This window comes from Loktanella sp. M215 (genome assembly GCF_021735925.1).
Lineage (GTDB): Bacteria > Pseudomonadota > Alphaproteobacteria > Rhodobacterales > Rhodobacteraceae > Loktanella.
On the sequence record NZ_WMEA01000001.1, the window covers coordinates 436,948 to 459,582 of the forward strand.

Consider the following 22,635-nt stretch of genomic DNA (forward strand, 5'->3'; position numbering starts at 1 on the left):
TGCCCGCAACGGTCTGTGTGCGTTTCCGCGACAGTCGGTGTGTCAGACGGAAGCGGACCAGGCCTGCGCCGGGCCGGCGTCGCGGATTGCGGCAGGGTCGAACAGCACGAGATGAACGAGATCCGGGCGAGAGCGGGAGCGGTACAACAGGCCCTGCGCGCCCCGGTCGCGGGCCATGTCCGACAGCGCCCATGTGGGCGACGGCGCGCCGCTGGCGCGGATGTCCTGCCAGACGATGGAGGGCGCAAGTCCCGCCTCACGCAGATCGACCACCCGCTTCGCCGCGATGGTCAGCGGCACGAGCATGCGCGGGGGGCCGTCGGCCCTCAGGTAGGCCCTGATCGCGATGCCACAGCCCTCGGGCGTCAGCGAGGTGTAGATGGCGGGCTGGCCGTCGTGGTGGAACCGCCCTTCCGGAGAGGGGACGGGCCAGGTGGCGCGGTCGACGGCGGCGGCGTCGATCAGACGCCACGCCGTGCCGCGCCATGCGATCACTCGGCGGCGGCCTCCGGCGCGCCGTAGCCCAACGGCAGTTCCGTGCTTGCGTCGGTTTCGCCCTGCTCGGCCAGGAAGCGTTCCGCATCCAGCGCCGCCATGCAGCCCATCCCCGCAGAGGTCACGGCCTGACGGTAGATATGATCGGTCAGATCGCCGGCGGCGAAAACACCCGGGATGGCAGTGCGGGTCGTGCCCGGCTCGACCTTGACGTAGCCGCCGTGGTGCAGCTCCAGCTGATCCTTGACCAGTTCGGACGCGGGCGCGTGGCCGATGGCGATGAACAGCCCCTTGGCGGGAATCTCGGTGATCTCTCCGGTCTCGACATGCTTCACGCGGACCGCCTCGACGCCCAGCGGATCGGTAGTGCCGACGACCTCTTCGACCGCGTGGTACCAGAGCATTTCGATCTTGGGGTTCTTCAGCAGGCGGTTCTGCAGGATCTTCTCGGCGCGCAACTCGCCGCGGCGATGCACCAACGTGACCTTCGAGGCGAAATTGGTCAGGAACAGCGCCTCTTCCACGGCCGTGTTGCCGCCGCCGACGACGACGATTTCCTGCCCGCGGTAGAAAAAGCCATCGCAGGTCGCGCAGGCAGAGACGCCAAAGCCCTTGAACTTCTCCTCTGACGGCAGGCCCAGCCATTTGGCGCGCGCACCGGTGGCCAGGATCACGGCATCGGCAGTGACGACGCCGCCGCTGTCGCAGGTCGCGGTGAAGGGACGCTTGGACAGATCGAGGGAGGTCACGATGTCATGCACGATGTTGGTGCCCATCGCGCGGGCATGCGCCTCCATCCGGACCATCAGGTCGGGACCCTGCACCTCGGTATCGCCGGGCCAGTTTTCGACCTCGGTCGTGGTGGTCAGCTGGCCGCCGGGTTCGATGCCCTGGATCAGCATGGGCTCCAGCATGGCCCGGCTGGCATAGACGCCGGCGGTATAGCCTGCGGGGCCGGACCCCACGATCAGAACCTTTGTATGCGTCGGCTGTTGGGACATGGTGAACTCCTGCTGGTCTGTGGCCTGATATAGGGCTGCGGTTGCCGTATGAAAAGGCACTGCGGATTGTCAGATGTTGCGCGTGCGTGATAGAATATTGCGTCTCTGCGCCGCAACGCGTAGGAATTGCAAAAGACCTGATAGGATAGACGCGATGCCCGGTGCCAAGCTGGACGAGATCGACCGGATGATTCTGGCGGAACTGCAGGCCGACGGCCGCATGACCAACGTGGAGCTGGCCAAGCGCGTCGGCATCAGCGCGCCGCCCTGCCTGCGCCGCGTTCGCACGCTGGAAGAGCAGGGCTATATCCGCGGATACCATGCCGATATCGACCCGCGCGAACTGGGGTTCGAAGTGCAGGTCTTTGCCATGGTCGGTCTTGTCAGTCAGGCCGAGGCGGACCTGAGTGCCTTCGAGGCCAAGTGCAAGGGCTGGTCGCTGGTGCGCGAGTGCCACATGCTGAACGGCGAGGTCGATTTCGTCCTCAAGTGCGTGGCCCCCGACCTGCGGTCCTTCCAGCGCTTTCTGACCGAAGAGCTGACCAGCGCGCCCAACGTGGCAAGCGTCAAGACATCGCTGGTCATCCGGGGCGCCAAGGACGAGCCGGGCGTGCCCTTCGACGTGCTCGAAGAACGGCTGGCCCGCGAGGCCTAAGCCATTTCACCGGCCAGAAAGGTTTCGGGGTCATCGACCTCGACCAGCCGCCTGCCGATGATCTGCCAGAATCGGGTGCCGACGGCCCGCAGGAACTGCCGGTCGTGGCTGACCAGCAGGCAGGCGGCGCCCTGGCTGACAAGCTCGTCCTCCAGCGCCTCTTGCCCGTCGATGTCGAGGTGGTTCGTCGGTTCGTCCAGCAGGTAGAAGTTCGGCTGTTGCAGGCGCAGGACCAGCATCGCCAGCCGCGCCCGCTGCCCGCCCGACAGCGCTGCAATGGGCGTATCCTGCATCCGGATGTCGATCCCTGCCCCGGCCAGCAGCCCCCGCGCCCGGCTGTCGCCCACGTCAAATTGACCGGCGATGGCATTCATCGGGGTATCCGTGCGGGACAGCTGGCTCAGGTGCTGGTCGGAATATCCCATGCTGACGCTGGGCGCGCATCTGATCTGCGACGCAGCACCGGTCACGGCCGCATGGATCAGGCGGACCAGTTGCGTCTTGCCGGTGCCATTGCTGCCCAGCAGGACGACCCGGTCGCCCGGCGTGATCCACGTCTGCCCCGTGCGATAGAGCAGCCGTCCGTCCGGGGTCGCGACCGCCACATCCTCCAGCGTGACCAGGGCCTTGGCGTGGGTGCCACTGTTGGCAAGGCGGATCTCCCCTGCCCCCTTCTCGGCATGGGCGGGCCAGGCCGCAGCCTCGATCCGGTCGGCGCGCGCGCCAAGCTGCTTGGTCTTGGTGATCAGCAGGTCAGAGCCGGAGTTGATCCCGATGTTCTTGAGCTTTGCCGCCTGCCTGCGCAACTGTTGGGCCTTGTTCAGATCGTTGGCAAAGCGACGTGCGTCGGCGGCGTCCGCCTCCGCCAGCGCGGCGCGCGCGGGGGTATAGGGCAGCGCAAAGCTGCGGCTATCGCTGGCCCGCAAGAACAGGGTGCGGTTGGTGACGGCGTCCAGAAAGGCGCGGTCGTGGCTGGTCACGACGACCGGCACGCTGCGCGGCAGGGCGGCCAGCCAGCCCTGCAACAGGCCGATGCGGTGCAGGTCAAGGTGGTTGGTGGGTTCGTCCAGCAACAGCACATCCGGCTCTGCCACCCAGGCGGCGGCAAGCAGCGCCGTGCGTTGCCAGCCGCCGCTGAGCGTCGACAGGCGCTGCTGGTGCAACTCCTGCGGCACCTGCAGGTCATCAAGGACGACATCCACCCGCCACGCCTCGCCATCGGCCTGCTCCGGCGGCAGGGCGCGCAGGACCACGTCATAAAGCGTCAGGTCGGCATCATCGGGGATCAGGTGCTGACCGACATGGCCGATGCGCAACCCGCGGGCGCGGGTGATTTCGCCTTGTGTCGGATCAATGTGGCCGGCGATACAGCCCAGCAGCGTGGATTTGCCACGCCCGTTGGCCGCGACAAGGCCGATGCGATCGCCCTTGGTGATGGTCAGGGTCAGGTCGGTGAACAGCGTGTCGCCAAGGGTCACCCCGAGGGATTGAATGTCGATGAGGGTCATTGCGGTCTCTGCACATGAAATCTGTGCCGCGGCACGCGCGGCGGGATGGGCAGACCGGATCTGGTCAGCCCTGCAAACGGATCTGCAGGGCGTCACGGGGACCATGCTGAAGACGGCGAATGATGCGCATGTTCAGCCTTTGCCCTCCCGTTGTGAATATGACCGTTGTGTAATGTTAGGCAGCGCCGCACCACCGGTCAACCGCCCGGGGCGGTCCGCTGGGTGCGAAACGCAAAACGCCCCCGAACGGCGGTTCGAGGGCGTTCCGGACCGGATCGTTCTGCGGATCAGAGGCGTGCGGCACCGGACCGGGCAATGTCCGTGATCATGTCACGGGTCACGCCGATATCGGCCAGTTCGTAATCCGAAAGGGCGTTCAGGTCGCGGGCGGTCGTGCGATAGGCGCGGCGGCGGGCGAAGGCATCGCGCAGATCGGCGAAGGCATCCACGACGACCTGACCAAAGCTGGCGCTGGAGACGTGGGGGGCAATGTTGGAGCTGTAGGGCATGGGAGGAGCTTTCAGAGTAAATGCGGCACAGCGAATCCTGTACGCGTGATATATGACGTTTGTGCTAAGGAATTAGGCACTCTGAAAACTTTAGACAACGGCTGGAAAACCATACCATCCATGCGTTTTGCGCATGACGGCGCGGCCTGCCGCAAACGCAAAACGCCCCCGGTTTTCACCGGAGGCGTCGTGTGGCCAGCACCCGAAGGTGTGGCGGAGGCCGCTTAGCCGCGCTCTTCGATGATCTCGACGAGGTGCGGGATGCTGTTCACCATGCCGCGGACGGAGGGCGTATCCTCCAGCTCCCGCGTGCGGTGCATCTTGTTCAGGCCAAGGCCGACCAGCGTGGCACGCTGAACGGCGGGGCGGCGGATCGGGGACCCGATCTGCTTGACGACGATTGTTTTAGCCATGCTCAGATCTCCTTACGCGTCAGCCGAAGCGTCGGCTTCGGTGGCGTTGTGGGCCACGTCGCTTTGCTCGGTCACGTGATCGTCACGCTTGGGCAGAATGTCGGCGACTTTCTTGCCGCGACGCTGCGCCACAGAGCGGGGCGATTGTTCCTTGTTCAGGCCGTCGATGGTGGCCCGGATCATGTTGTAGGGGTTCGTCGATCCCAGCGACTTGGACACAACGTCCTGCACGCCCAGCATCTCGAACACCGCACGCATCGGACCACCGGCGATGATACCGGTACCGGCGGGGGCCTGACGCATCACGACGCGACCGGCGCCATGACGGCCTTCCATGTCGTGGTGCAGCGTCCGGCCGTCGCGCAGGGCGACGCGGATCATCTGACGCTTGGCCTGCTCGGTGGCCTTGCGGATGGCCTCGGGGACCTCCTTGGCCTTGCCCTTGCCGAAACCGACGCGACCCTTCTGGTCACCGACGACGACGAGGGCTGCGAAACCGAAGCGCTTACCACCCTTGACGGTTTTCGACACGCGGTTGATGGCGACCAGGCGGTCGGCAAATTCCGGCGTCTGCTCTTCACGACGGCCACGGCCGCCGCCACGATTGTTATCACGTTCTGCCATGTTGGCATCCTTATCTTGGGTGGCGTTGCCGCCATTGATGCGATCGCAGTGGGACAAGAGGCCCCCCGATCATCGAGGCGGGCGCCCGAGGGCACCCGCCTGCACTTTAGATTTTCAGACCAGCTTCACGGGCGGCGTCGGCAACTGCCTTCACCTTGCCGTGAAACAGGAAACCGCCACGGTCGAAATAGGCGGTGTCCACACCGGCAGCCTTGGCACGCTCTGCAATCGCAGTGCCCACCTTCTTGGCGGCTTCGATGTTGTTCTGACCCACAACGCCCAGATCCTTTTCGAGCGTGGAAGCGGACGCAAGCGTCAGACCTTTCACGTCGTCGATCAGCTGGACGCTGATGTTCTTGTTGGACCGGTGAACCGACAGGCGCATGCGCCCGGCGTTCACAGCCCGCAGTTTGTTCCGGACGCGCATGCGGCGCTTGAGGAACAGGGTACGTTTGCTGTTTGCCATGTTACTTCTTCTTACCTTCTTTGCGGAAGATGTACTCGCCTTTGTACTTGATACCCTTGCCCTTGTAGGGCTCGGGTGCACGCCACTCGCGAATGTTCGCGGCGACCTGTCCAACAAGCTGCTGGTCGATACCTTCAACAATGATTTCGGTCTGCTTGGGGGCCGTCACGGTGACGCCCTCCGGCACTTCGAAGTTCACATCGTGGCTGTAACCCAATGCCAGTTTCAGGACCTTGTCGCCCTGCATCGTGGCACGGTAACCAACGCCGTTGATTTCAAGCTCTTTCTTGAAACCGGTGGTGACGCCGGTAACGAGGTTTTCCACCATCGACCGGGACATACCCCACTGCTGACGGGCGCGCTTGGACTTGCCGCGCGGCGTCACAGTGATTGCATTGTCCTCGACCGCGAGGGTCACATCGTCGGTTGCTTTGAAGGAGCGGGTCCCTTTCGGGCCCTTCACTTCGACGGTCTGGCCGGAGACTTTCGCCTCAACCCCGGAGGGCAGCTCGACCGGTTTCTTACCAATACGAGACATCTTGCTCTCCTTAGAAGACGGTGCAGAGCACTTCGCCACCAACATTGGCGGCACGTGCGTTTGCATCAGACATCACACCCTTGGGGGTGGAGACAATCGACACACCAAGGCCCTGACGGACGCTCGGCAGATCATTGACGGACATGTAGACGCGACGACCGGGCTTGGAGACCCGCTTCACTTCGCGAATGACAGCTTCGCCTTCGTAGTACTTCAGCTCGATCGAAAAGGCCGGGTGACCGTCCTTGCCGTCGCGCTTCTCGTAACCGCGGATGTAGCCTTCGTCGGCCAGCACATCCAGCACCCAGCCACGCAGCTTGGACGCAGGTGTTTCCACCGCAGCCTTGCCGCGCATCTGACCGTTGCGGATACGTGTCAGCATGTCACCGATAGGATCGTTCATCATGATAAATTCTCCTTACCAGCTCGACTTGACCATGCCCGGGATCTCGCCGTTGGAACCAAGGTTCCGCAGCGCGATCCGGCTGATCTTGAGTTTGCGGTAATAGGCGTGCGGACGCCCGGTGAGCTGGCAACGGTTGTGCAGACGCACGGCAGAGGAGTTGCGCGGCAGCTTGGTGAGGGCCAGCGTTGCCTTGAACCGCTCTTCGACGGGCTTCTCTTGGTCGTTGATGATCGCCTTCAGGCTTGCACGCTTCTCAGCATACTGCGCCACCAGCTTTTCGCGCTTCTTCTCGCGCTCGATCATGGATTTCTTGGCCATAACTTATTCTCCCAATCAGCTGTTGAAGGGCATGTTGAAGGCTTTCAACAGGCTCTTGGCTTCAGCGTCGGTGTTGGCGGTGGTGCAGATCACGATGTCCATGCCCCAGTTCTCGTCGATCTTGTCAAAGTTGATCTCGGGGAACACCAGGTGCTCTTTCAGGCCGGTGGCGTAGTTGCCACGACCGTCAAAGGACTTGCCGGAAACGCCGCGGAAGTCGCGGATACGCGGCATTGCGACGGTGATCAGACGGTCCAGGAATTCGTACATCTTGTCGCCACGCAGGGTGACTTTCGCACCCAGCGGCATGTCCTCGCGGACGCGGAAACCAGCGATGGATTTCTTGGCGCGCGTGGTCAGGGCCTTCTGGCCGGCGATGGTGGACAGGTCTTCCTGTGCGGATTTGGCCTTCTTGCTGTCACGGACAGCCTCAGCACCACAGCCGATGTTCAGGACGATCTTGTCCAGCTTGGGAACCTGCATCTGGTTCTTGTAGCCGAATTCCTCGGTCAGCGCGGCACGGATCGTATCCATGTACTGCTGCTTGAGGCGCGGGGTATAGTTTGCTTGGTCCAACATCAGAGTGCATCCCCTGTGGTCTTGGCGAAGCGCACCTTGGTGTCGCCGTCCATGCGGAAACCGACGCGGGTCGGCTTGCCGTTGGCGTCGGCCACAGCGAGGTTGCTCAGCTGGATCGGCATCGGCTTGGGCGTGCGACCGCCTTCGGACGATTGCGACTGCTTGGCATGACGGATCGCGATGTTCACGCCCTCGACGATGGCCTTGCCGGCCTTCGGATCGACGGACTTGATCTCGCCGGTCAGGCCCTTGTCCTTGCCGGCCAGCACGATGACCTTGTCACCTTTGCGAAGTTTGGCAGCCATTACAGCACCTCCGGCGCAAGAGAGATGATTTTCATGAAGTTCTTGGCACGCAGCTCGCGCACGACCGGCCCGAAGATACGGGTGCCGACGGGCTCGTTGTTGTTATTCAGAATAACAGCCGCGTTGCGATCGAAACGGATCGCGGTGCCGTCTTCACGGCGAACTTCCTTTGCGGTGCGCACGACGACGGCCTTGCGGACGTCACCTTTCTTTACGCGACCACGGGGGATCGCTTCCTTGACCGACACCACGATGATGTCACCCACGGAAGCATACCGGCGGTGAGAACCGCCCAGAACCTTGATGCACTGAACACGGCGAGCGCCGCTGTTGTCAGCAACATCCAGATTGGTCTGCATCTGGATCATTTGGTTACCTTTCGACCTTTAAGGCGCTTTGCCGATTTCTGTCCGGCGGGCCCTAGGGTTTCGTTAAACTGATGATGAAGGCGTCTTAGGACGCGATCACTTCCCAGCGTTTCGTCTTCGACTTCGGCGCACATTCCTGGATGCGCACCTGATCGCCCACGTTGAACGCGTTGTTCTCGTCATGGGCGCGGTATTTCTTCGACTTCCGCACGGTCTTGTGCAGCAGCGGGTGCTTGAAGCGACGCTCGACCGACACGGTCACGGTCTGCTCGTTCTGGTTCGACGTCACGACGCCTGTCAGGATACGCTTGGGCATTCTTTACGCCTCCGACTTGGCGGCGTCTGCCGCTTTCTGGTTGAGAATCGTCTTCACACGGGCCGCACCACGACGGGCGTTGCGGATGCCTGCGGTGTTTTCCAGCTGGCCGGTGGCCTGCTGAAAACGCAGATTGAAGGATTCTTTCTTAAGGTTTACAAGCTCTTCCCGAAGCTGATCGGGCGTCTTGTCACGCAGTTCGTTGGCTTTCATGCCATTTCCTTTCAACATCACTGGAGGGCCCTTACGGGTCACCCTTCGTCCAGTGGAGTTCACGATGAAGCGCTCCTCTACAGGTGTTGCACTCATCTGACAACCCCATAGCCACAAGAGTCTTTCGGTCCCCGGCGACGCCACGGCGTCGGCCCGTGTGACCAAGCTAACCGGTGATCCGTCAGTCGCCCCAGCGATAATTAAAGCTGACCGAAATCCGGTCCTCTTCGGCCATGTTCATCGGCACCTCGTGGCGCAGCCAGCTTTCCCACAGCAACACGTCGCCCACATCGGGGGCCACGTAGATGAACTGGCGCAACGCCTGCTCCGCATCCTTCAAACGACCGGGGGCGGCCATCATCATCGGCAGGCGCGGGTCCTCGAACTTGATGGCAGAGGTGCCCTTGGGCATCGCCACATAGGTCGTGCCGGAGATGACGGAATGCGGGTGGATGTGGGCGGTGTGGATGCCCCCCTCCGGCAGGATATTGATCCAGAGGTCTTCCAGCTTCAGCTTCTTGTCGCCCAGATCGAAGGCCAGGTCGGCGGCAAAGGACCTCACGTGCTTGTCGAGCGCCTTCTTCAGCGTCTTGAAGATCGGCATCCGCCACGGCAGGTCCGTCAGCGACGCGTAGGATGTGTAGCCCGGAAAGTCATGCTCCTCGCACCACGCCTGGCCCGCCTCGTCATCCTCGGCAATCGACAGGCACGTCGCCTCCAGCTCGGCGGGATCGACGGGTTTGCCATGCTCTGACAGCTTGGCACGATACAGGCGGGTCACGAAGAGAGAGGAGATATCTGACATGGGGCAAGCTTATCCGATGGGGTGAAAAGGCAAAAGCCCCGCTTGTGACAGCGGGGCTTTCGTAATGATTGACCGTGTGGGGCCGCAGTTGGCTGCGCCAACCGCTTTCCCCCACCGCGTGAAGACTTACCAGTCCTCGCGGACCACGGTGCGGGTCTTGATCGGCAGCTTCATCGCGGCAAGGCGCAGGGCCTCGCGTGCGGTGACTTCATCGACACCGTCGATCTCGAACATCACGCGGCCGGGCTTGACCTTGGCGGCCCAGAAATCGACCGAACCCTTACCTTTACCCATACGCACTTCGACGGGCTTGGAGGTGACGGGCAGATCCGGGAAAATCCGGATCCAGACGCGGCCCTGACGCTTCATGTGACGCGTCATGGCACGACGTGCGGCTTCGATCTGGCGTGCGGTGATCCGCTCGGGCTCAACAGCCTTCAGACCATAGGTGCCGAAGTTCAGGTCAGACCCGCCCTTCGCATCGCCATGGATCCGGCCCTTGTGCATCTTGCGGAATTTGGTGCGCTTTGGTTGCAGCATCTTCTCTACTCCTTACCGGTCACGACGCGGGCCGCCGGGACCGCGGGGAATCGCGCCCTCTTGCAGCTCGGCGTGCTTGCGATCGTGACCCTGGGGGTCATGCTCCATGATCTCGCCTTTGAAGATCCAGACCTTGATCCCGATGATACCATAGGGGGTCATGGCTTCGTAGAGCGCGTAATCGATGTCAGCCCGCAGGGTGTGCAGGGGCACGCGGCCTTCACGGTACCATTCGGTCCGTGCAATCTCGGCGCCGCCAAGACGGCCCGCAAGGTTCACACGGATGCCAAGGGCACCCATACGCATGGTGTTCTGCACGGCGCGCTTCATGGCACGACGGAAGGACACCCGGCGTTCCAGCTGCTGACCGATGTTTTCAGCGACCAGGGCCGCATCCATCTCGGGCTTGCGCACTTCGACGATGTTCAGGTGCAGTTCGGACTTCGTCAGCTTCGCCAGCTTCTGGCGCAGACCTTCGATGTCCGCACCCTTCTTGCCGATGATGACGCCCGGACGGGCCGCGTGGATCGTGACGCGGCACTTGCGGTGCGGACGCTCGATGATCACGTGGCTAATGCCGGCCTGCTTGCACTCTTTACGAATGAAAGCCTTGATGGCGAGGTCTTCCAGCAGCAGATTGCCGTAGTCCTTGGTATCTGCATACCAGCGGCTGTCCCAGGTCCGGTTGACCTGCAGACGCATGCCGATGGGATTGACTTTGTTACCCATTATGCTTGCTCCTCAATCTGGCGGACCAGGATTGTGATTTCCGAGAACGGCTTGACGATCTTGCCGAACCGGCCACGGGCACGGGGACGTCCGCGCTTCATGATCAGGTTCTTGCCCACATAGGCCTCGGCGACGACCAGTTCGTCGACGTCCAGGTTGTGGTTGTTCTCGGCATTGGCGATGGCCGACTGAAGGCACTTCTTCACGTCGCCTGCGATCCGCTTCTTGCTGAAGGTCAGGTCCGTCAGGGCCTTCTCGACCTTCTTGCCACGGATCAGCGCGGCCACGAGGTTCAGTTTCTGCGGGCTGGTACGCAGCATCCGCAGCTTGGCGCGGGCTTCGTTGTCAGCCACGCGGCGGGGATTCTTGTCCTTGCTCATGGCTTACTTCCGCTTCGCTTTTTTGTCGGCTGCGTGACCGTAATAGGTCCGCGTCGGGGAATACTCACCGAACTTCTGACCGATCATGTCCTCAGAGACGTTGACAGGGATGTGCTTCTTGCCGTTGTAGACGCCAAACGTCAGGCCCACGAACTGGGGCAGGATCGTCGAGCGGCGCGACCAGATCTTGATGACTTCGTTGCGGCCGCCTTCGCGGGACGCTTCGGCCTTTTTCAACACATACGCGTCGACAAAAGGGCCTTTCCATACAGAGCGAGCCATATTAGCGGCCTTTCTTCTTCTGGTGACGCGTGCGAACGATCAGGCGCGAGGAGGCCTTGTTCTTGTCGCGAGTCTTGTTGCCCTTGGTGCCCTTGCCCCACGGGGTGACCGGGTGACGACCACCCGAGGTCCGGCCTTCACCACCACCGTGCGGGTGGTCGATCGGGTTCATGGCGACACCACGGACCGAAGGACGCACGCCGTAGTGGCGCATACGACCGGCTTTACCGTAGTTCTGGTTAGAGTTGTCGGGGTTCGACACGGCACCGATGGTGGCCATGCATTCCTGACGGACCAGACGCAGTTCGCCAGAGGACAGGCGGATCTGGGCGTAGCCACCGTCACGACCGACGAACTGGGCGTAGGTGCCAGCCGCACGGGCGATCTGACCGCCCTTGCCGGCCTTCAGCTCGATGTTGTGGACGATGGTACCGATCGGCATGCCAGAGAAAGGCATGGCGTTGCCCGGCTTGATGTCAGCCTTGGCCGATGCGATGACCTTGTCACCGATCGAGATGCGCTGCGGGGCCAGGATGTAATTCTGTGTGCCGTCTTCGTACTGGATCAGCGCGATAAAGGCGGTGCGGTTCGGGTCGTATTCGATCCGCACGACAACAGCGGACATGTCCAGCTTGTTGCGCTTGAAATCGACGATGCGATAGAGACGCTTTGCGCCCCCACCGATACGACGCATGGTGATCCGTCCGGTGTTGTTCCGGCCGCCCGATTTCGTCAGACCCTGTGTGAGGGACTTGACGGGACGTCCTTTCCAAAGCTCCGAACGGTCGATCAGCACCAGCCCACGCTGGCCCGGCGTCGTCGGTTTGTACGACTTGAGTGCCATGTTTCTGTCTTCCGTTTGCTTGGCGGGACCGCTGGGCGGCCCCTGAAGTGAAGGCCCCCGTAGGTGCCAAAGAATAAACTAAACGGCCCCGGAACGAATCCGGGGCCGGTTGAGTGAGCGGCTGATAGCAGGGAGGGGGTGGGGTGGCAAGGGGTGGAAAAAATCGATCCACGCTAATCGCGCAACCTATGATAAACTTGCGGAAATGCGGTCTGCCCCAGCGAACCAACTAAATCACGTGAAATTTAGTCGTAGTGGGGACCATCGACTTCAGCACTCGAAACGTCCAGATCTTTGCGCACAGCTACCAAATCAAATCGCTTAAAGTAAGCCAACGCTTCACCAGGAGTCATTTGGATGTCCACAGCTCGGATTTTCGACACCCCTCGATCAAACGTGGTGGCTGAAAGGTATACGACGAGGCTCACACTATCGACTGGCCCCTTATCCACACAGCCTGATCCGATCCTGAAGCCAACAAGGATTTCATCGGCCCTAGCAATTCCTTGCTCGGTCAGCATCGTATGAATCCTGTGGTTATCGCTCTCATCTACAGCGACAGTACCTTTTAAATCATCGTATTGAACGGCAGCTTTGAAAGTAGGCATTATGATGTATTTCCCTAATGATTTACCTCCTTGACGTGTGGTGACAATGCCGTGAAATCAAGTAGTGACCCTTTTTCTGGACATCCGCGATTGTCGATTTCTTTGGTTGACGACGCGCTGCGACAAAAAAAGCCCCCGCGTTCCCGCGAGGGCCTCCTTCATTCCAACCGTTCGACCAGTCTTACAGACCGGTGCTCACGTCGATCGTGTTGCCTTCTTCAAGCGTCACGTAGGCCTTCTTGACGTCCTTGCGGGTACCCAATGAGCCGCGAAAGCGCTTCACTTTGCCCTTGGTGATCGTCGTGTTGACGGCCTTGACCTTCACACCGAACAGGGCCTCGACGGCCTGCTTGATCATCGGCTTGTTGGCATCGATCGCCACCTCGAACACGACGCCGTTGGATTCGGACATCATGGTCGCTTTTTCGGTGATGATCGGCTTGCGGATCACGTCGTAGTGTTCAGCTTTCGTGCTCATTTCAGACGAGCCTCCAGTGCTTCGAGACCGGCCTTCGTGATGACCAGCGTGTCGCTTTTCAGGATGTCATAGACGTTGGCACCCATCGACGGGAGGACGTCCAGATTGGCCAGGTTGCGCGCTGCACGGGCGAAGTCGGCGTTGACCTCGGCCCCGTCGATAATCAGCGCACGCTTCCAGCCGCGATCGTTCACGTGCTTGGCCAGTGCCTGCGTCTTGGCATTGTCGACGGCCAGTTGGTCGATGACCACCAGCTCTCCGGCCAGCATCTTGGCGGACAGCGCGTGACGCAGACCCAGCTTGCGGAACTTCTTGGTCAGCTCGTGGCCGTGGCTGCGCGGGGTCGGACCCTTGTAGACACCACCGTGACGGAAGATCGGCGCGCCCTTGGACCCGTGACGTGCGCCACCGGTGCCCTTCTGGCGATAGATCTTCTTGGTCGAGTAGGACACGTCGGACCGGCCCAGCGTGGCGTGCGTGCCCTGCTGCGCGTTGTTGCGCTGCCAGCGGACCACACGGTGCAGGATGTCCGCACGCGGCTCCAGCCCGAAGATGGCGTCGTCCAGTTCCACAGAACCAGCAGCTGCGCCGTCGAGTTTGATTGCATCAGCCTTCATTTTTGTCACCACCTTCTTCAGCGTTGGTTTCATCCACGGACTTGGCGTCGTTCGCCAGTTCCGCTGCGGCGGCTTCTTCTGCGGCCTGCTCTGCCTCGGCTGCGGCCTTGGCGGCTGCGGCTTCTTCAGCGGCGGCTGCATCGGCAGCTTCCTGTGCCAGACGCTTGGCTTCGTCGTCCAGCGACTTCAGGCCAGCGGGGTACATCACGCCTTCGGGTGTCGCCTTCTTGACGGCATCCTTGACGGTGACCCATGCGCCCTTGGACCCCGGAACGGCGCCCTTGACCATGATCAGGCCACGGTCGGCGTCGGTGCGGACGACCTGCAGGTTCTGGGTGGTGACACGGGCGGACCCCATGTGACCGGCCATCTTCTTGCCTTTGAAGATGCGGCCCGGATCCTGACACTGGCCGACAGAGCCGTGCGAACGGTGCGACACGGACACACCGTGCGACGCGCGCAAGCCGCCGAAGTTGTGGCGCTTCATGACGCCGGCGAAACCCTTACCGATCGAGGTGCCGGAGATGTCGACATACTGACCAGCAAAGTAGTGGTTCGCAGTGATTTCTTCACCGACGTCGATCATGTTCTCGGCGGCGACGCGGAATTCCGCGACCTTGCGCTTGGGTTCCACGTTCGCCTTGGCGAAGTGGCCACGCATCGGCGCGCTGACGCGCTTCACCTTGGCTGTGCCTGCGCCCAGCTGAACGGCGGTATAGCCGTCACGCTCTGGCGTGCGCTGTGCGACGACCTGAAGGTTTTCCAGGGCGAGGACGGTCACCGGGATCTGGCGGCCGTCTTCCATGAAGAGACGGGTCATGCCCAGCTTCTTCGCGATCAATCCTGTACGGAGCATATGCAATATCCTCCCTTAAACGCTGATCTGCACGTCCACGCCAGCGGCGAGGTCGAGCTTCATCAGGGCGTCAACGGTCTGCGGGGTCGGGTCGACGATGTCCAGCAGACGCTTGTGCGTGCGGATCTCGAACTGGTCGCGCGACTTCTTGTCGATGTGCGGACCGCGCAGAACGGTGAATTTTTCGATCTTGTTCGGCAGGGGGATCGGGCCACGGACCGACGCGCCGGTGCGCTTGGCGGTCGAGACGATCTCTGCGGTGGAGGCGTCGAGGACGCGGTAGTCAAACGCCTTGAGGCGAATGCGGATGTTCTGGCTGGCTGCCATGTGACATCACCCTTCAACTAGGGCTGAGATCGGAGAGGAGGAGACAGGCTCATCCGGCCCCCTCGTCGCGTCTTCTGTTTAACTTAAAAAGGGCACGCGACGGCGCACCCTTGGCAAGTTGGGTCCCTATAGGGTGAGTCGGGGATGGTGTCTAGGGGCAGTTTGCTCGCCGATCAGATTGGCGACGCTTCAATCCGGGTTTTCGCAGTCTGGCAGATACGATAATATATAGTCGTTCGAAGGGCGTATTTTCTCAGGTAAATCCTGTAGAACCTCATCGACCACCGACGCACTCGCCTCCGCCATGTCACAAGCATAGTCGGACTTAGAACCGTCAGGGTTTTCGTCCTGCCATTCGAGATAATCCTGCGCCTCAAACGCAGCAACGGCTGCAATGCCAACGAGCGGGATTGCTGCAACATAGCGCCTTATCCGAGCTTTAGCTTTTGCTTTCACTACCGCTGAAGCTATCGCCTTGCGGTTAGCTATAACTGTGCCCGCAGCAGAGGCTGACAAAGTTGCCACTTCAGCCGTTAACATGACGGTCTTTGCCAAAAGTGATGCCGTAGAAATTGCTAGGGATACACAAAGGACGACCAAGAAAGCGGTATTTTTGAAAAAGCCAAACATCGGAGGTTACTTTAATTGAAGGCTGCGCCGGTTCTTACACTGCAATCTTTATCGTCATGCTTCAGCGTAACAATCAGAAAAGGCCGCCTCCTTTCGGAAGCGGCCTTCTTTAGCACCTAGCTTGGCACGCTGTGGGACATTCTCATGGTTTCTGCGAAACCACTACCATGTCCCACCCGCCAAATTCGCAAATCGAATTAGGCGAGGATCTTCGACACCACGCCAGCGCCGACGGTGCGGCCGCCTTCACGGATGGCGAAGCGCAGGCCGTCTTCCATCGCGATCGGAGCAATCAGTTCGACTTCGAACTTCAGGTTGTCGCCGGGCATCACCATTTCCGTGCCCTCGGGCAGGATCACGGTGCCGGTCACGTCCGTCGTGCGGAAGTAGAACTGCGGGCGGTAGTTCGCAAAGAACGGCGTGTGACGGCCACCCTCTTCCTTGTTCAGGATATAGGCCTCGGCCTCGAACTTCGTGTGCGGCGACACGGACTTCGGCTTGCACAGAACCTGACCACGCTCCACGCCGTCACGGTCGATGCCGCGCAGCAGGACGCCGACGTTGTCGCCGGCCTGGCCGCTGTCCAGCAGCTTGCGGAACATCTCGACACCGGTGCAGGTCGTCGTCTTGGTGTCCTTCAGACCCACGATCTCGATGCTGTCGCCGACGTTGATCACGCCACGTTCGATACGGCCGGTGACCACGGTGCCACGACCGGAGATCGAGAACACGTCCTCGATCGGCATCAGGAAGGGCAGGTCCACGGCGCGGGCGGGCGTCGGGATGTATTCGTCGACAGCCGCGATCAGCTGCTTGATCGACTCTTCGCCGATTTCCGGGCGGGTGCCGTTCATCGCGTGCAGCGCCGAGCCGCGGATGATCGGAATGTCATCGCCGGGGTAGTCGTACTTGGACAGCAGCTCGCGGATTTCCATCTCGACGAGTTCCAGCAGTTCCTCGTCGTCGACCTGGTCGACCTTGTTCATGTAGACGACCATGTAGGGGATGCCCACCTGGCGGCCCAGCAGGATGTGCTCGCGCGTTTGCGGCATCGGGCCGTCGGCGGCGTTCACGACCAGGATCGCGCCGTCCATCTGGGCGGCACCGGTGATCATGTTCTTGACGTAGTCGGCGTGGCCGGGGCAGTCGACGTGGGCGTAGTGACGGGCCTCGGACTCGTACTCGACGTGCGCGGTCGAGATCGTGATGCCGCGGGCCTTCTCTTCGGGGGCGCCGTCGATCTGGTCGTAGGCGCGGAAGTCGCCGAAGTACTTCGTGATCGCCGCGGTCAGCGTCGTCTTGCCGTGGTCAACGTGACCGATGGTCCCGATGTTGACGTGCGGTTTGTTGCGTTCGAACTTTGCCTTAGCCATGATGGCCTCCTTGGTATTCGATGAATGGGGAATGTGGGGCGCGGGGACAGGCCCCGCGCACGCCGTTTATGCGTATTTCTTCTGGATCTCGTCCGAGATGTTCTGCGGAACGGGCTCGTAGTGATCGAACTGCATGGTGAAGTTCGCACGACCGGAGGTCATGGACCGCAGGTTGTTGATGTAGCCGAACATGTTCGCCAGCGGCACGAAGCAGTTGATGACGTTCGCGTTGCCGCGGCTGTCCTGCCCCTGCACCATCCCGCGACGGGACGTCAGGTCGCCGATGACGCCACCGGTGTATTCTTCCGGTGTCACGACTTCGACCTTCATGATCGGTTCCAGCAGCTTGGCGCCAGCCTTGCGCAGACCTTCACGCATGCACATCCGTGCCGCGATCTCGAACGCGAGGACCGAGGAGTCGACATCGTGGTACTTGCCTTCCAGCAGCTGCACCTTGAAGTCGATGACCGGGAAACCTGCCAGCGGACCTGAGTCCATGACCGACTTGATGCCCTTTTCGACGCCCGGAATGTATTCCTTCGGCACCGAACCACCCACGACCTTGGATTCGAACGAATAGCCTTCGCCCGGCTCTGTCGGCATGATCAGCAGCTTCACTTCACCGAACTGACCCGAACCACCCGACTGCTTCTTGTGGGTGTAGGTATGCTCGACTTCGTGGCCGATCGTCTCGCGGTAGGCCACCTGCGGCGCACCGATGTTGGCCTCGACCTTGAACTCGCGACGCATGCGGTCGATCAGGATGTCGAGGTGAAGTTCGCCCATGCCGCGCATGATGGTCTGACCGGATTCGAAATCGGTCTCCACGCGGAAGGACGGATCCTCGGCGGCCAGACGGGCCAGTGCGACGCCCATCTTTTCCTGGTCGGCCTTGGTCTTGGGTTCGACGGCGATCTCGATCACCGGCTCGGGGAAGGTCATCGTTTCCAGAACGACGGGTTCCTTTTCCGAACACAGCGTATCACCGGTCGTGGTGTTCTTCAGACCACCCAGCGCGATGATGTCGCCGGCAAACGCCTCGTCGATCTCTTCGCGGTTGATGGCGTGCATCATCATCATCCGGCCAACGCGCTCTTTGTTGCCCTTGGTCGAGTTCAGCATCGCATCACCCTTCTTCAGCTGACCCGAATAGATCCGGGTAAACGTCAAAGAGCCCACGAAGGGGTCGTTCATGATCTTGAACGCCAAGCCAGAGAACGGCATGTCGTCGTCCGCGCGGCGGGGGATGCTGCGCGTTTCAGTCTCGTCACCGGGCTTGAAGCCCATGTAATCGACCACGTCCAGCGGGCTGGGCAGGAAGTCGATGACGGCGTTCAGCAGCGGCTGCACACCCTTGTTCTTGAACGCGGACCCAGCGGCCACCGGCACGAAGGACAGCGACAGCGTGCCCTTGCGGATCAGCTTGCGCAGGGTCGCCTCGTCGGGCTCGACGCCTTCCAGGTACTGCTCCATCGCGTCGTCGTCCATGTCGACGGCGGTCTCGATCAGCGTGGCGCGCCATTCGTCGGCAAGCTCTTTCAGATCGTCACGGATCGGCTTGCGAACCCAGCTTGCGCCGAGGTCTTCACCTTCCCAGACCCACTCTTCCATCTTGATCAGGTCGATGATGCCTTCCAGCTTGTCTTCGGCCCCGATGGGCAGGCTGATCGGCACGCCGGTCGCACCGGTGCGGTCCTTGATCATCTTGACGCACTTGTAGAAATCGGCGCCGATCTTGTCCATCTTGTTGACAAAGACGATCCGCGGAACCTTGTAACGGTCGGCCTGACGCCAGACGGTTTCGGTCTGCGGCTCGACACCGGCGTTGGCGTCCAGCAGGCAGATCGCGCCGTCAAGCACGGCCAGCGAACGCTCGACTTCGATGGTAAAGTCGACGTGGCCGGGGGTGTCGATGATGTTGAAGCGGTACTTCGTGTCCGAAATGCCGTCAGCGGTCGGGTCTTCCTGACGCTGCCAGAAGGTCGTCGTCGCAGCAGAGGTAATCGTGATACCCCGCTCCTGCTCCTGCTCCATCCAGTCCATGGTGGCGGCGCCGTCGTGGACTTCGCCGATCTTGTGGGACTTGCCGGTATAGAACAGGATGCGTTCGGTCGTCGTGGTTTTACCCGCGTCGATGTGCGCCATGATCCCGAAGTTCCGGTAGCGCTGCAGAGGATAGTCGCGTGCCATTGTGGTGGTGCTCCTGAATTACCAGCGGTAGTGGCTGAACGCTTTGTTCGCGTCGGCCATCTTGTGGGTGTCTTCGCGCTTCTTCACGGCGGTGCCGCGGTTGTTGACCGCATCCAGCAGCTCGCCGGCAAGGCGCTCTTCCATCGTGTTTTCGTTGCGCTTTTTGGCAGCGGCGATCAGCCAGCGGATGGCCAGCGCCTCACGCCGCTCGGGGCGGACTTCGACGGGGACCTGGTAGGTCGCACCACCGACGCGGCGCGAACGCACTTCGACGGAGGGTTTGATGTTCTCGAGGCACTCGTGAAACACTTCCACGGGCGACTTCTTCAGCTTGCCTTCCACACGCTCGAAAGCGTTGTAGACGATCCGTTCGGCGACGGCTTTCTTGCCGTCAACCATCAGGTTGTTCATAAATTTGGTCAGAACGGTATCACCGAACTTGGCGTCCGGCAGGACCTGGCGTTTTTCAGCGGCGTGACGACGTGACATGTCTTTTTCCTCTTATCAAGTTGCGGGCGAAACCCCGGGCAAGGCCCGGGTCGGCCGAGTTTCTTACTTCGGCCGCTTCGCGCCATACTTGGAGCGACGCTGCTTACGGTCTTTGACGCCTTGGGTATCCAGCACACCGCGCAGGATGTGGTAACGGACACCCGGAAGGTCTTTTACACGGCCGCCACGGATCAGGACGACAGAGTGTTCCTGAAGGTTGTGGCTCTCACCGGGGATGTACGAGATGACCTCGAAGCCATTGGTCAGACGGACCTTGGCGACTTTCCGCATGGCGGAGTTCGGTTTCTTGGGCGTGGTCGTATAGACACGCGTGCAGACGCCGCGCTTCTGCGGGCAGCCTTCAAGGTGCATGGATTTCGACCGGGTGACTTTGGGCTGACGCGGTTTGCGGATCAGCTGCTGGATCGTTGGCATTGGGCTGTTGTCCCCATCTTTCTTGTGTGGCGACCACCGGGGGCCGCGGATTGATGACGCGTGCAAATCCGTTCGGAAAAGCACAAAAAATCCGCAGTCGAACCCTTACCGGAGGTTCGGTGCGGTGGGTTCCAGAGGAACAAGGCCTTGCCAGCCCGGTTCTTGACCACTTCAACTCTGATATCGGATTTGGACGGAGTGCGCCCTGACCCGGATGAGGGGCCGTATAGGCCGTTGCACTGGGGGTGTCAACACTGCGCACGGACCGCCCGAAGATCAACAAAACCTAGCGGATGCGGTCCGGTACGACCCGGCGGCGCAGGGCCAGTTGCTGTTCGCGGAACAGGGTGAAGATGCCCGTCGCCACCACGATTCCCGCACCGATCAGCGTCAGGGTCGATGGAAACTCCTTGAACACGATCATGCCCAGCACCAAGGCCGTCAGCAGGCTGGCATAGCGGAACGGCGCGACAAATCCGATCTCGCCCACGCGCATGGCGGCGACCGAGAAGATGTAGCCAAAGACGACAAAGACCGTCGCCCCGCCCAGGCGGAACACCTCTTGCCCCGACATGGGCTGCCAATCGACCCAGATCGACGCGACGCCCGAAAACACCGTGATCCCGACAGCGGCCGAAAGTGAAACCATCAGCGACGGCACCGACCGCGACAGTTTGCGCACGACAAGGTCGCGCAGGGTCACGCAGGCCACCGCCGCAAGGGCATAAAGCGAGAAGATGTTGAAATCCGCACCGCCGGGCCTGACGATCAGCATGACACCGCCAAAGCCCACCATGATCGCGACCAGCCGCCGCCACCCCAGCGGTTCATTCATGAACAGCGCGCCGGCCAGCGCCACGCTCAGCGGCAGGACCTGCAGGATCGCACTGACGTTGGCGATGGGCATGTGGAACAGCGCAGTGATGAAGAAATACGCGCCACCGATTTCACCCAGCGTGCGCAGGCCGATATAGACCCAGTCCCGCACCGACAGATCGAACCGCAACTGTCCCATCGCGCGGGCCATCACGGCCAGACAGATCATCACGCCGATCCCGCGCAGAAACAGCAGCTGCGACAGCGGCAGGACGTCGGACAGCGTCTTGGTGAATGTATCGTTGACCGTGAAGGTCATCATTGCTGCCGCCATCAGGGCCGCGCCGCGCATGTTATCGGATAAGGGTGCCATGGATTGAGGCGTATCAGCGCCCCCTGCCCCACGCCAGAGGGTCTGAACACGCCCCCTCGTTTTTACGCAGGTCGCATGCTGCGGGAACCCACGATCACCGCTTTGCGTCATACCACTGAACAATGGTGGAGCACCGCATGGCCGATACAGCATCACACGACGACGGCGGCAAGGCGGCCGTCTATGCCGCCCTTTTCGCCAACCTCGGCATCGCCGTGACCAAGTTCATCGCCGCCGCCTTTTCGGGATCCTCGGCGATGCTGGCCGAAGGGATCCATTCGACCGTCGATACCGCCAACGAAGGGTTCCTGCTGCTCGGCATGTCGCGCGGCAAGAAGCCCGCGGATGCGCAGCACCCCTTCGGCTACGCCGGAGAGGTGTTCTTCTGGTCGTTCATCGTGGCCGTCCTGATCTTTGCCCTCGGCGCGGGCCTGTCGATATATGAAGGCGTGCGCGCCATCCTGCACGGCGGGCACGAGGCAGACGGCGTGCCATGGATCCCCTTCGCCGTGCTGGGGGTGTCGTTCTGCTTCGAAGGCTATTCCCTGTCGGTCGCGATCCGCGAATTCATGAAGCTGCGCGCCGGGCGCGGACTGATCCGCGATCTGCGCGACATGAAGGACCCCGCCATCTTCGTCGTCCTGGCCGAAGACAGCGCCGCCTGTCTGGGTCTGATCATCGCCGCCATCGGCGTCGGGCTGTCATGGTATCTGGCGAACCCGCTGTTCGACGCGGGCGCCTCGATCGTGATCGGCGTGGTGCTCGGCATCACGGCCGTCACCCTCGCGATCGAGGTCAAGGGCCTGCTGATCGGGGAATCCGCCGCCCCCGAGATGACCGACCGCATCCACGAAATGGTCAGGTCGATCCCAGAGATCAAGCACATCAACGAAATCCGCAGCCTGCACCTTGGGCCGCATCAGGTGCTGCTGACACTCAGCATCGACTTTGCGGACGATGTGCTGTCGCAGCGGATCGAGGCGATCGTCACCGACCTTGACCACGACATCAGGGAAACCTTCGCCATCGTGAACTCCGTCTTTCTGGAGGTCCAGTCCCGCGACGGCCACCGCAGGATCATCGCGGAAACGCCGGACATCGTCAGCGCCTGACAGAAAAAAGGCCCCGGCAATCTGCCGGGGCCTTTTG

Annotated in this window: 34 protein-coding genes; 2 read left to right on the plus strand and 32 right to left on the minus strand. The window is 61.6% G+C overall.

The genetic code is table 11. The annotated features are described in order from the left end of the window. Positions 1–42: 42 nt before the first annotated feature. Together GLR48_RS02115 and trxB are read right to left on the minus strand one after the other, a co-directional pair. Positions 43–495 carry an RES family NAD+ phosphorylase gene (locus tag GLR48_RS02115; protein WP_237058275.1) on the minus strand — a complete coding sequence of 151 codons (453 nt, stop codon included), beginning with the start codon at positions 493–495 and terminating at the stop codon, positions 43–45. Beyond that, a complete protein-coding gene (gene trxB, locus GLR48_RS02120) occupies positions 492–1,496 on the minus strand; it encodes a thioredoxin-disulfide reductase (RefSeq protein ID WP_237058277.1) in 1,005 nt (334 codons plus the stop codon). The genes GLR48_RS02115 and trxB overlap by 4 nt, the downstream gene beginning before the upstream one ends. 154 nt (positions 1,497–1,650) lie before the next feature. Here trxB and GLR48_RS02125 point away from each other — a divergent pair, with 154 nt between their 5' ends. Then, positions 1,651–2,151 carry an Lrp/AsnC family transcriptional regulator gene (locus GLR48_RS02125; protein ID WP_237058279.1) on the plus strand — a complete coding sequence of 167 codons (501 nt, stop codon included), beginning with the start codon at positions 1,651–1,653 and terminating at the stop codon, positions 2,149–2,151. Here the strand turns inward: GLR48_RS02125 and GLR48_RS02130 are convergent. From GLR48_RS02130 to GLR48_RS02275, 30 genes are all read right to left on the minus strand, one after another. Next, positions 2,148–3,659, minus strand: coding sequence for an ABC-F family ATP-binding cassette domain-containing protein (locus GLR48_RS02130; protein ID WP_237058281.1), 1,512 nt, complete (start codon positions 3,657–3,659; stop codon positions 2,148–2,150). The genes GLR48_RS02125 and GLR48_RS02130 overlap by 4 nt on opposite strands. 287 nt (positions 3,660–3,946) lie before the next feature. After that, entirely contained in the window at positions 3,947–4,168 is a 222-nt protein-coding gene (locus tag GLR48_RS02135) for a DUF1127 domain-containing protein (RefSeq protein ID WP_237058283.1), read from the minus strand. Between the two features lie 224 nt (positions 4,169–4,392). Next, on the minus strand, positions 4,393–4,581 hold the full coding sequence (gene rpmD / locus GLR48_RS02140) for a 50S ribosomal protein L30 (protein WP_072857172.1): 189 nt from the start codon (positions 4,579–4,581) through the stop codon (positions 4,393–4,395). Positions 4,582–4,593: 12 nt separating this feature from the next. Beyond that, entirely contained in the window at positions 4,594–5,205 is a 612-nt protein-coding gene (rpsE, locus tag GLR48_RS02145) for a 30S ribosomal protein S5 (RefSeq protein ID WP_237058284.1), read from the minus strand. Between the two features lie 106 nt (positions 5,206–5,311). After that, positions 5,312–5,671 carry a 50S ribosomal protein L18 gene (gene rplR, locus GLR48_RS02150; RefSeq protein ID WP_237058285.1) on the minus strand — a complete coding sequence of 120 codons (360 nt, stop codon included), beginning with the start codon at positions 5,669–5,671 and terminating at the stop codon, positions 5,312–5,314. A 1-nt stretch (position 5,672) separates the two neighbouring features. Next, complete coding sequence (gene rplF / locus GLR48_RS02155; RefSeq protein ID WP_237058286.1) at positions 5,673–6,209, minus strand: 50S ribosomal protein L6; 537 nt, start codon at positions 6,207–6,209, stop codon at positions 5,673–5,675. Between the two features lie 10 nt (positions 6,210–6,219). Beyond that, entirely contained in the window at positions 6,220–6,612 is a 393-nt protein-coding gene (gene rpsH / locus GLR48_RS02160; RefSeq protein WP_237064300.1) for a 30S ribosomal protein S8, read from the minus strand. Between the two features lie 15 nt (positions 6,613–6,627). Then, entirely contained in the window at positions 6,628–6,933 is a 306-nt protein-coding gene (gene rpsN, locus GLR48_RS02165) for a 30S ribosomal protein S14 (RefSeq protein ID WP_237058287.1), read from the minus strand. Positions 6,934–6,948: 15 nt separating this feature from the next. After that, positions 6,949–7,512: a 50S ribosomal protein L5 gene (rplE, locus tag GLR48_RS02170; RefSeq protein ID WP_237058289.1), complete on the minus strand. Its 564-nt coding sequence runs from the start codon at positions 7,510–7,512 to the stop codon at positions 6,949–6,951. Continuing rightward, complete coding sequence (gene rplX, locus GLR48_RS02175) at positions 7,512–7,817, minus strand: 50S ribosomal protein L24 (RefSeq protein ID WP_237058291.1); 306 nt, start codon at positions 7,815–7,817, stop codon at positions 7,512–7,514. The genes rplE and rplX overlap by 1 nt, the downstream gene beginning before the upstream one ends. Further along, entirely contained in the window at positions 7,817–8,185 is a 369-nt protein-coding gene (gene rplN / locus GLR48_RS02180; RefSeq protein ID WP_009574016.1) for a 50S ribosomal protein L14, read from the minus strand. Before rplN ends, rplX begins: the two co-directional genes overlap by 1 nt. Positions 8,186–8,270: 85 nt before the next feature. Next, positions 8,271–8,501, minus strand: a complete 231-nt coding sequence (gene rpsQ, locus GLR48_RS02185; protein ID WP_072857165.1) for a 30S ribosomal protein S17 — start codon at positions 8,499–8,501, stop codon at positions 8,271–8,273. A gap of 3 nt (positions 8,502–8,504) precedes the next feature. Next, positions 8,505–8,714: a 50S ribosomal protein L29 gene (gene rpmC, locus GLR48_RS02190; protein ID WP_237058293.1), complete on the minus strand. Its 210-nt coding sequence runs from the start codon at positions 8,712–8,714 to the stop codon at positions 8,505–8,507. A gap of 181 nt (positions 8,715–8,895) precedes the next feature. Next, positions 8,896–9,519: a TIGR02466 family protein gene (locus GLR48_RS02195; RefSeq protein ID WP_237058295.1), complete on the minus strand. Its 624-nt coding sequence runs from the start codon at positions 9,517–9,519 to the stop codon at positions 8,896–8,898. Between the two features lie 126 nt (positions 9,520–9,645). Beyond that, the gene (gene rplP, locus GLR48_RS02200; protein WP_072857162.1) at positions 9,646–10,059 is read right to left on the minus strand and encodes a 50S ribosomal protein L16; all 414 of its coding nucleotides are present in this window, start codon (positions 10,057–10,059) and stop codon (positions 9,646–9,648) included. Positions 10,060–10,071: 12 nt separating this feature from the next. After that, on the minus strand, positions 10,072–10,788 hold the full coding sequence (gene rpsC, locus GLR48_RS02205; protein ID WP_237058297.1) for a 30S ribosomal protein S3: 717 nt from the start codon (positions 10,786–10,788) through the stop codon (positions 10,072–10,074). Further along, positions 10,788–11,168, minus strand: coding sequence for a 50S ribosomal protein L22 (gene rplV, locus GLR48_RS02210; RefSeq protein WP_090189709.1), 381 nt, complete (start codon positions 11,166–11,168; stop codon positions 10,788–10,790). The genes rpsC and rplV overlap by 1 nt, the downstream gene beginning before the upstream one ends. A gap of 3 nt (positions 11,169–11,171) precedes the next feature. Further along, the gene (gene rpsS / locus GLR48_RS02215) at positions 11,172–11,450 is read right to left on the minus strand and encodes a 30S ribosomal protein S19 (protein WP_072857159.1); all 279 of its coding nucleotides are present in this window, start codon (positions 11,448–11,450) and stop codon (positions 11,172–11,174) included. 1 nt (position 11,451) lies between these two features. Then, positions 11,452–12,294, minus strand: a complete 843-nt coding sequence (gene rplB, locus GLR48_RS02220; protein ID WP_237058299.1) for a 50S ribosomal protein L2 — start codon at positions 12,292–12,294, stop codon at positions 11,452–11,454. Positions 12,295–12,539: 245 nt separating this feature from the next. Continuing rightward, a complete protein-coding gene (locus GLR48_RS02225) occupies positions 12,540–12,902 on the minus strand; it encodes a hypothetical protein (RefSeq protein WP_237058301.1) in 363 nt (120 codons plus the stop codon). A 181-nt stretch (positions 12,903–13,083) separates the two neighbouring features. After that, complete coding sequence (locus GLR48_RS02230; protein ID WP_237058303.1) at positions 13,084–13,380, minus strand: 50S ribosomal protein L23; 297 nt, start codon at positions 13,378–13,380, stop codon at positions 13,084–13,086. Then, a complete protein-coding gene (gene rplD / locus GLR48_RS02235; RefSeq protein ID WP_237058305.1) occupies positions 13,377–13,997 on the minus strand; it encodes a 50S ribosomal protein L4 in 621 nt (206 codons plus the stop codon). The genes GLR48_RS02230 and rplD overlap by 4 nt, the downstream gene beginning before the upstream one ends. Beyond that, a complete protein-coding gene (rplC, locus tag GLR48_RS02240; protein ID WP_237058307.1) occupies positions 13,987–14,853 on the minus strand; it encodes a 50S ribosomal protein L3 in 867 nt (288 codons plus the stop codon). The genes rplD and rplC overlap by 11 nt, the downstream gene beginning before the upstream one ends. A gap of 15 nt (positions 14,854–14,868) precedes the next feature. Then, positions 14,869–15,180, minus strand: coding sequence for a 30S ribosomal protein S10 (rpsJ, locus tag GLR48_RS02245; protein WP_056032218.1), 312 nt, complete (start codon positions 15,178–15,180; stop codon positions 14,869–14,871). Positions 15,181–15,369: 189 nt separating this feature from the next. Continuing rightward, positions 15,370–15,810: a hypothetical protein gene (locus GLR48_RS02250; protein WP_237058309.1), complete on the minus strand. Its 441-nt coding sequence runs from the start codon at positions 15,808–15,810 to the stop codon at positions 15,370–15,372. Between the two features lie 197 nt (positions 15,811–16,007). Beyond that, positions 16,008–17,183, minus strand: a complete 1,176-nt coding sequence (tuf, locus tag GLR48_RS02255) for an elongation factor Tu (RefSeq protein WP_237058311.1) — start codon at positions 17,181–17,183, stop codon at positions 16,008–16,010. Positions 17,184–17,249: 66 nt separating this feature from the next. After that, positions 17,250–19,373, minus strand: a complete 2,124-nt coding sequence (gene fusA, locus GLR48_RS02260) for an elongation factor G (RefSeq protein WP_237058313.1) — start codon at positions 19,371–19,373, stop codon at positions 17,250–17,252. Positions 19,374–19,391: 18 nt separating this feature from the next. Continuing rightward, on the minus strand, positions 19,392–19,862 hold the full coding sequence (rpsG, locus tag GLR48_RS02265; RefSeq protein ID WP_072857150.1) for a 30S ribosomal protein S7: 471 nt from the start codon (positions 19,860–19,862) through the stop codon (positions 19,392–19,394). Between the two features lie 63 nt (positions 19,863–19,925). Next, entirely contained in the window at positions 19,926–20,297 is a 372-nt protein-coding gene (gene rpsL / locus GLR48_RS02270; protein WP_072857149.1) for a 30S ribosomal protein S12, read from the minus strand. Between the two features lie 286 nt (positions 20,298–20,583). Beyond that, positions 20,584–21,486 carry a DMT family transporter gene (locus GLR48_RS02275; protein WP_237058315.1) on the minus strand — a complete coding sequence of 301 codons (903 nt, stop codon included), beginning with the start codon at positions 21,484–21,486 and terminating at the stop codon, positions 20,584–20,586. Positions 21,487–21,623: 137 nt separating this feature from the next. Between GLR48_RS02275 and GLR48_RS02280 the strand changes: the two genes are divergently transcribed. Further along, on the plus strand, positions 21,624–22,598 hold the full coding sequence (locus tag GLR48_RS02280) for a cation diffusion facilitator family transporter (RefSeq protein WP_237058317.1): 975 nt from the start codon (positions 21,624–21,626) through the stop codon (positions 22,596–22,598). Positions 22,599–22,635 lie beyond the last annotated feature (37 nt).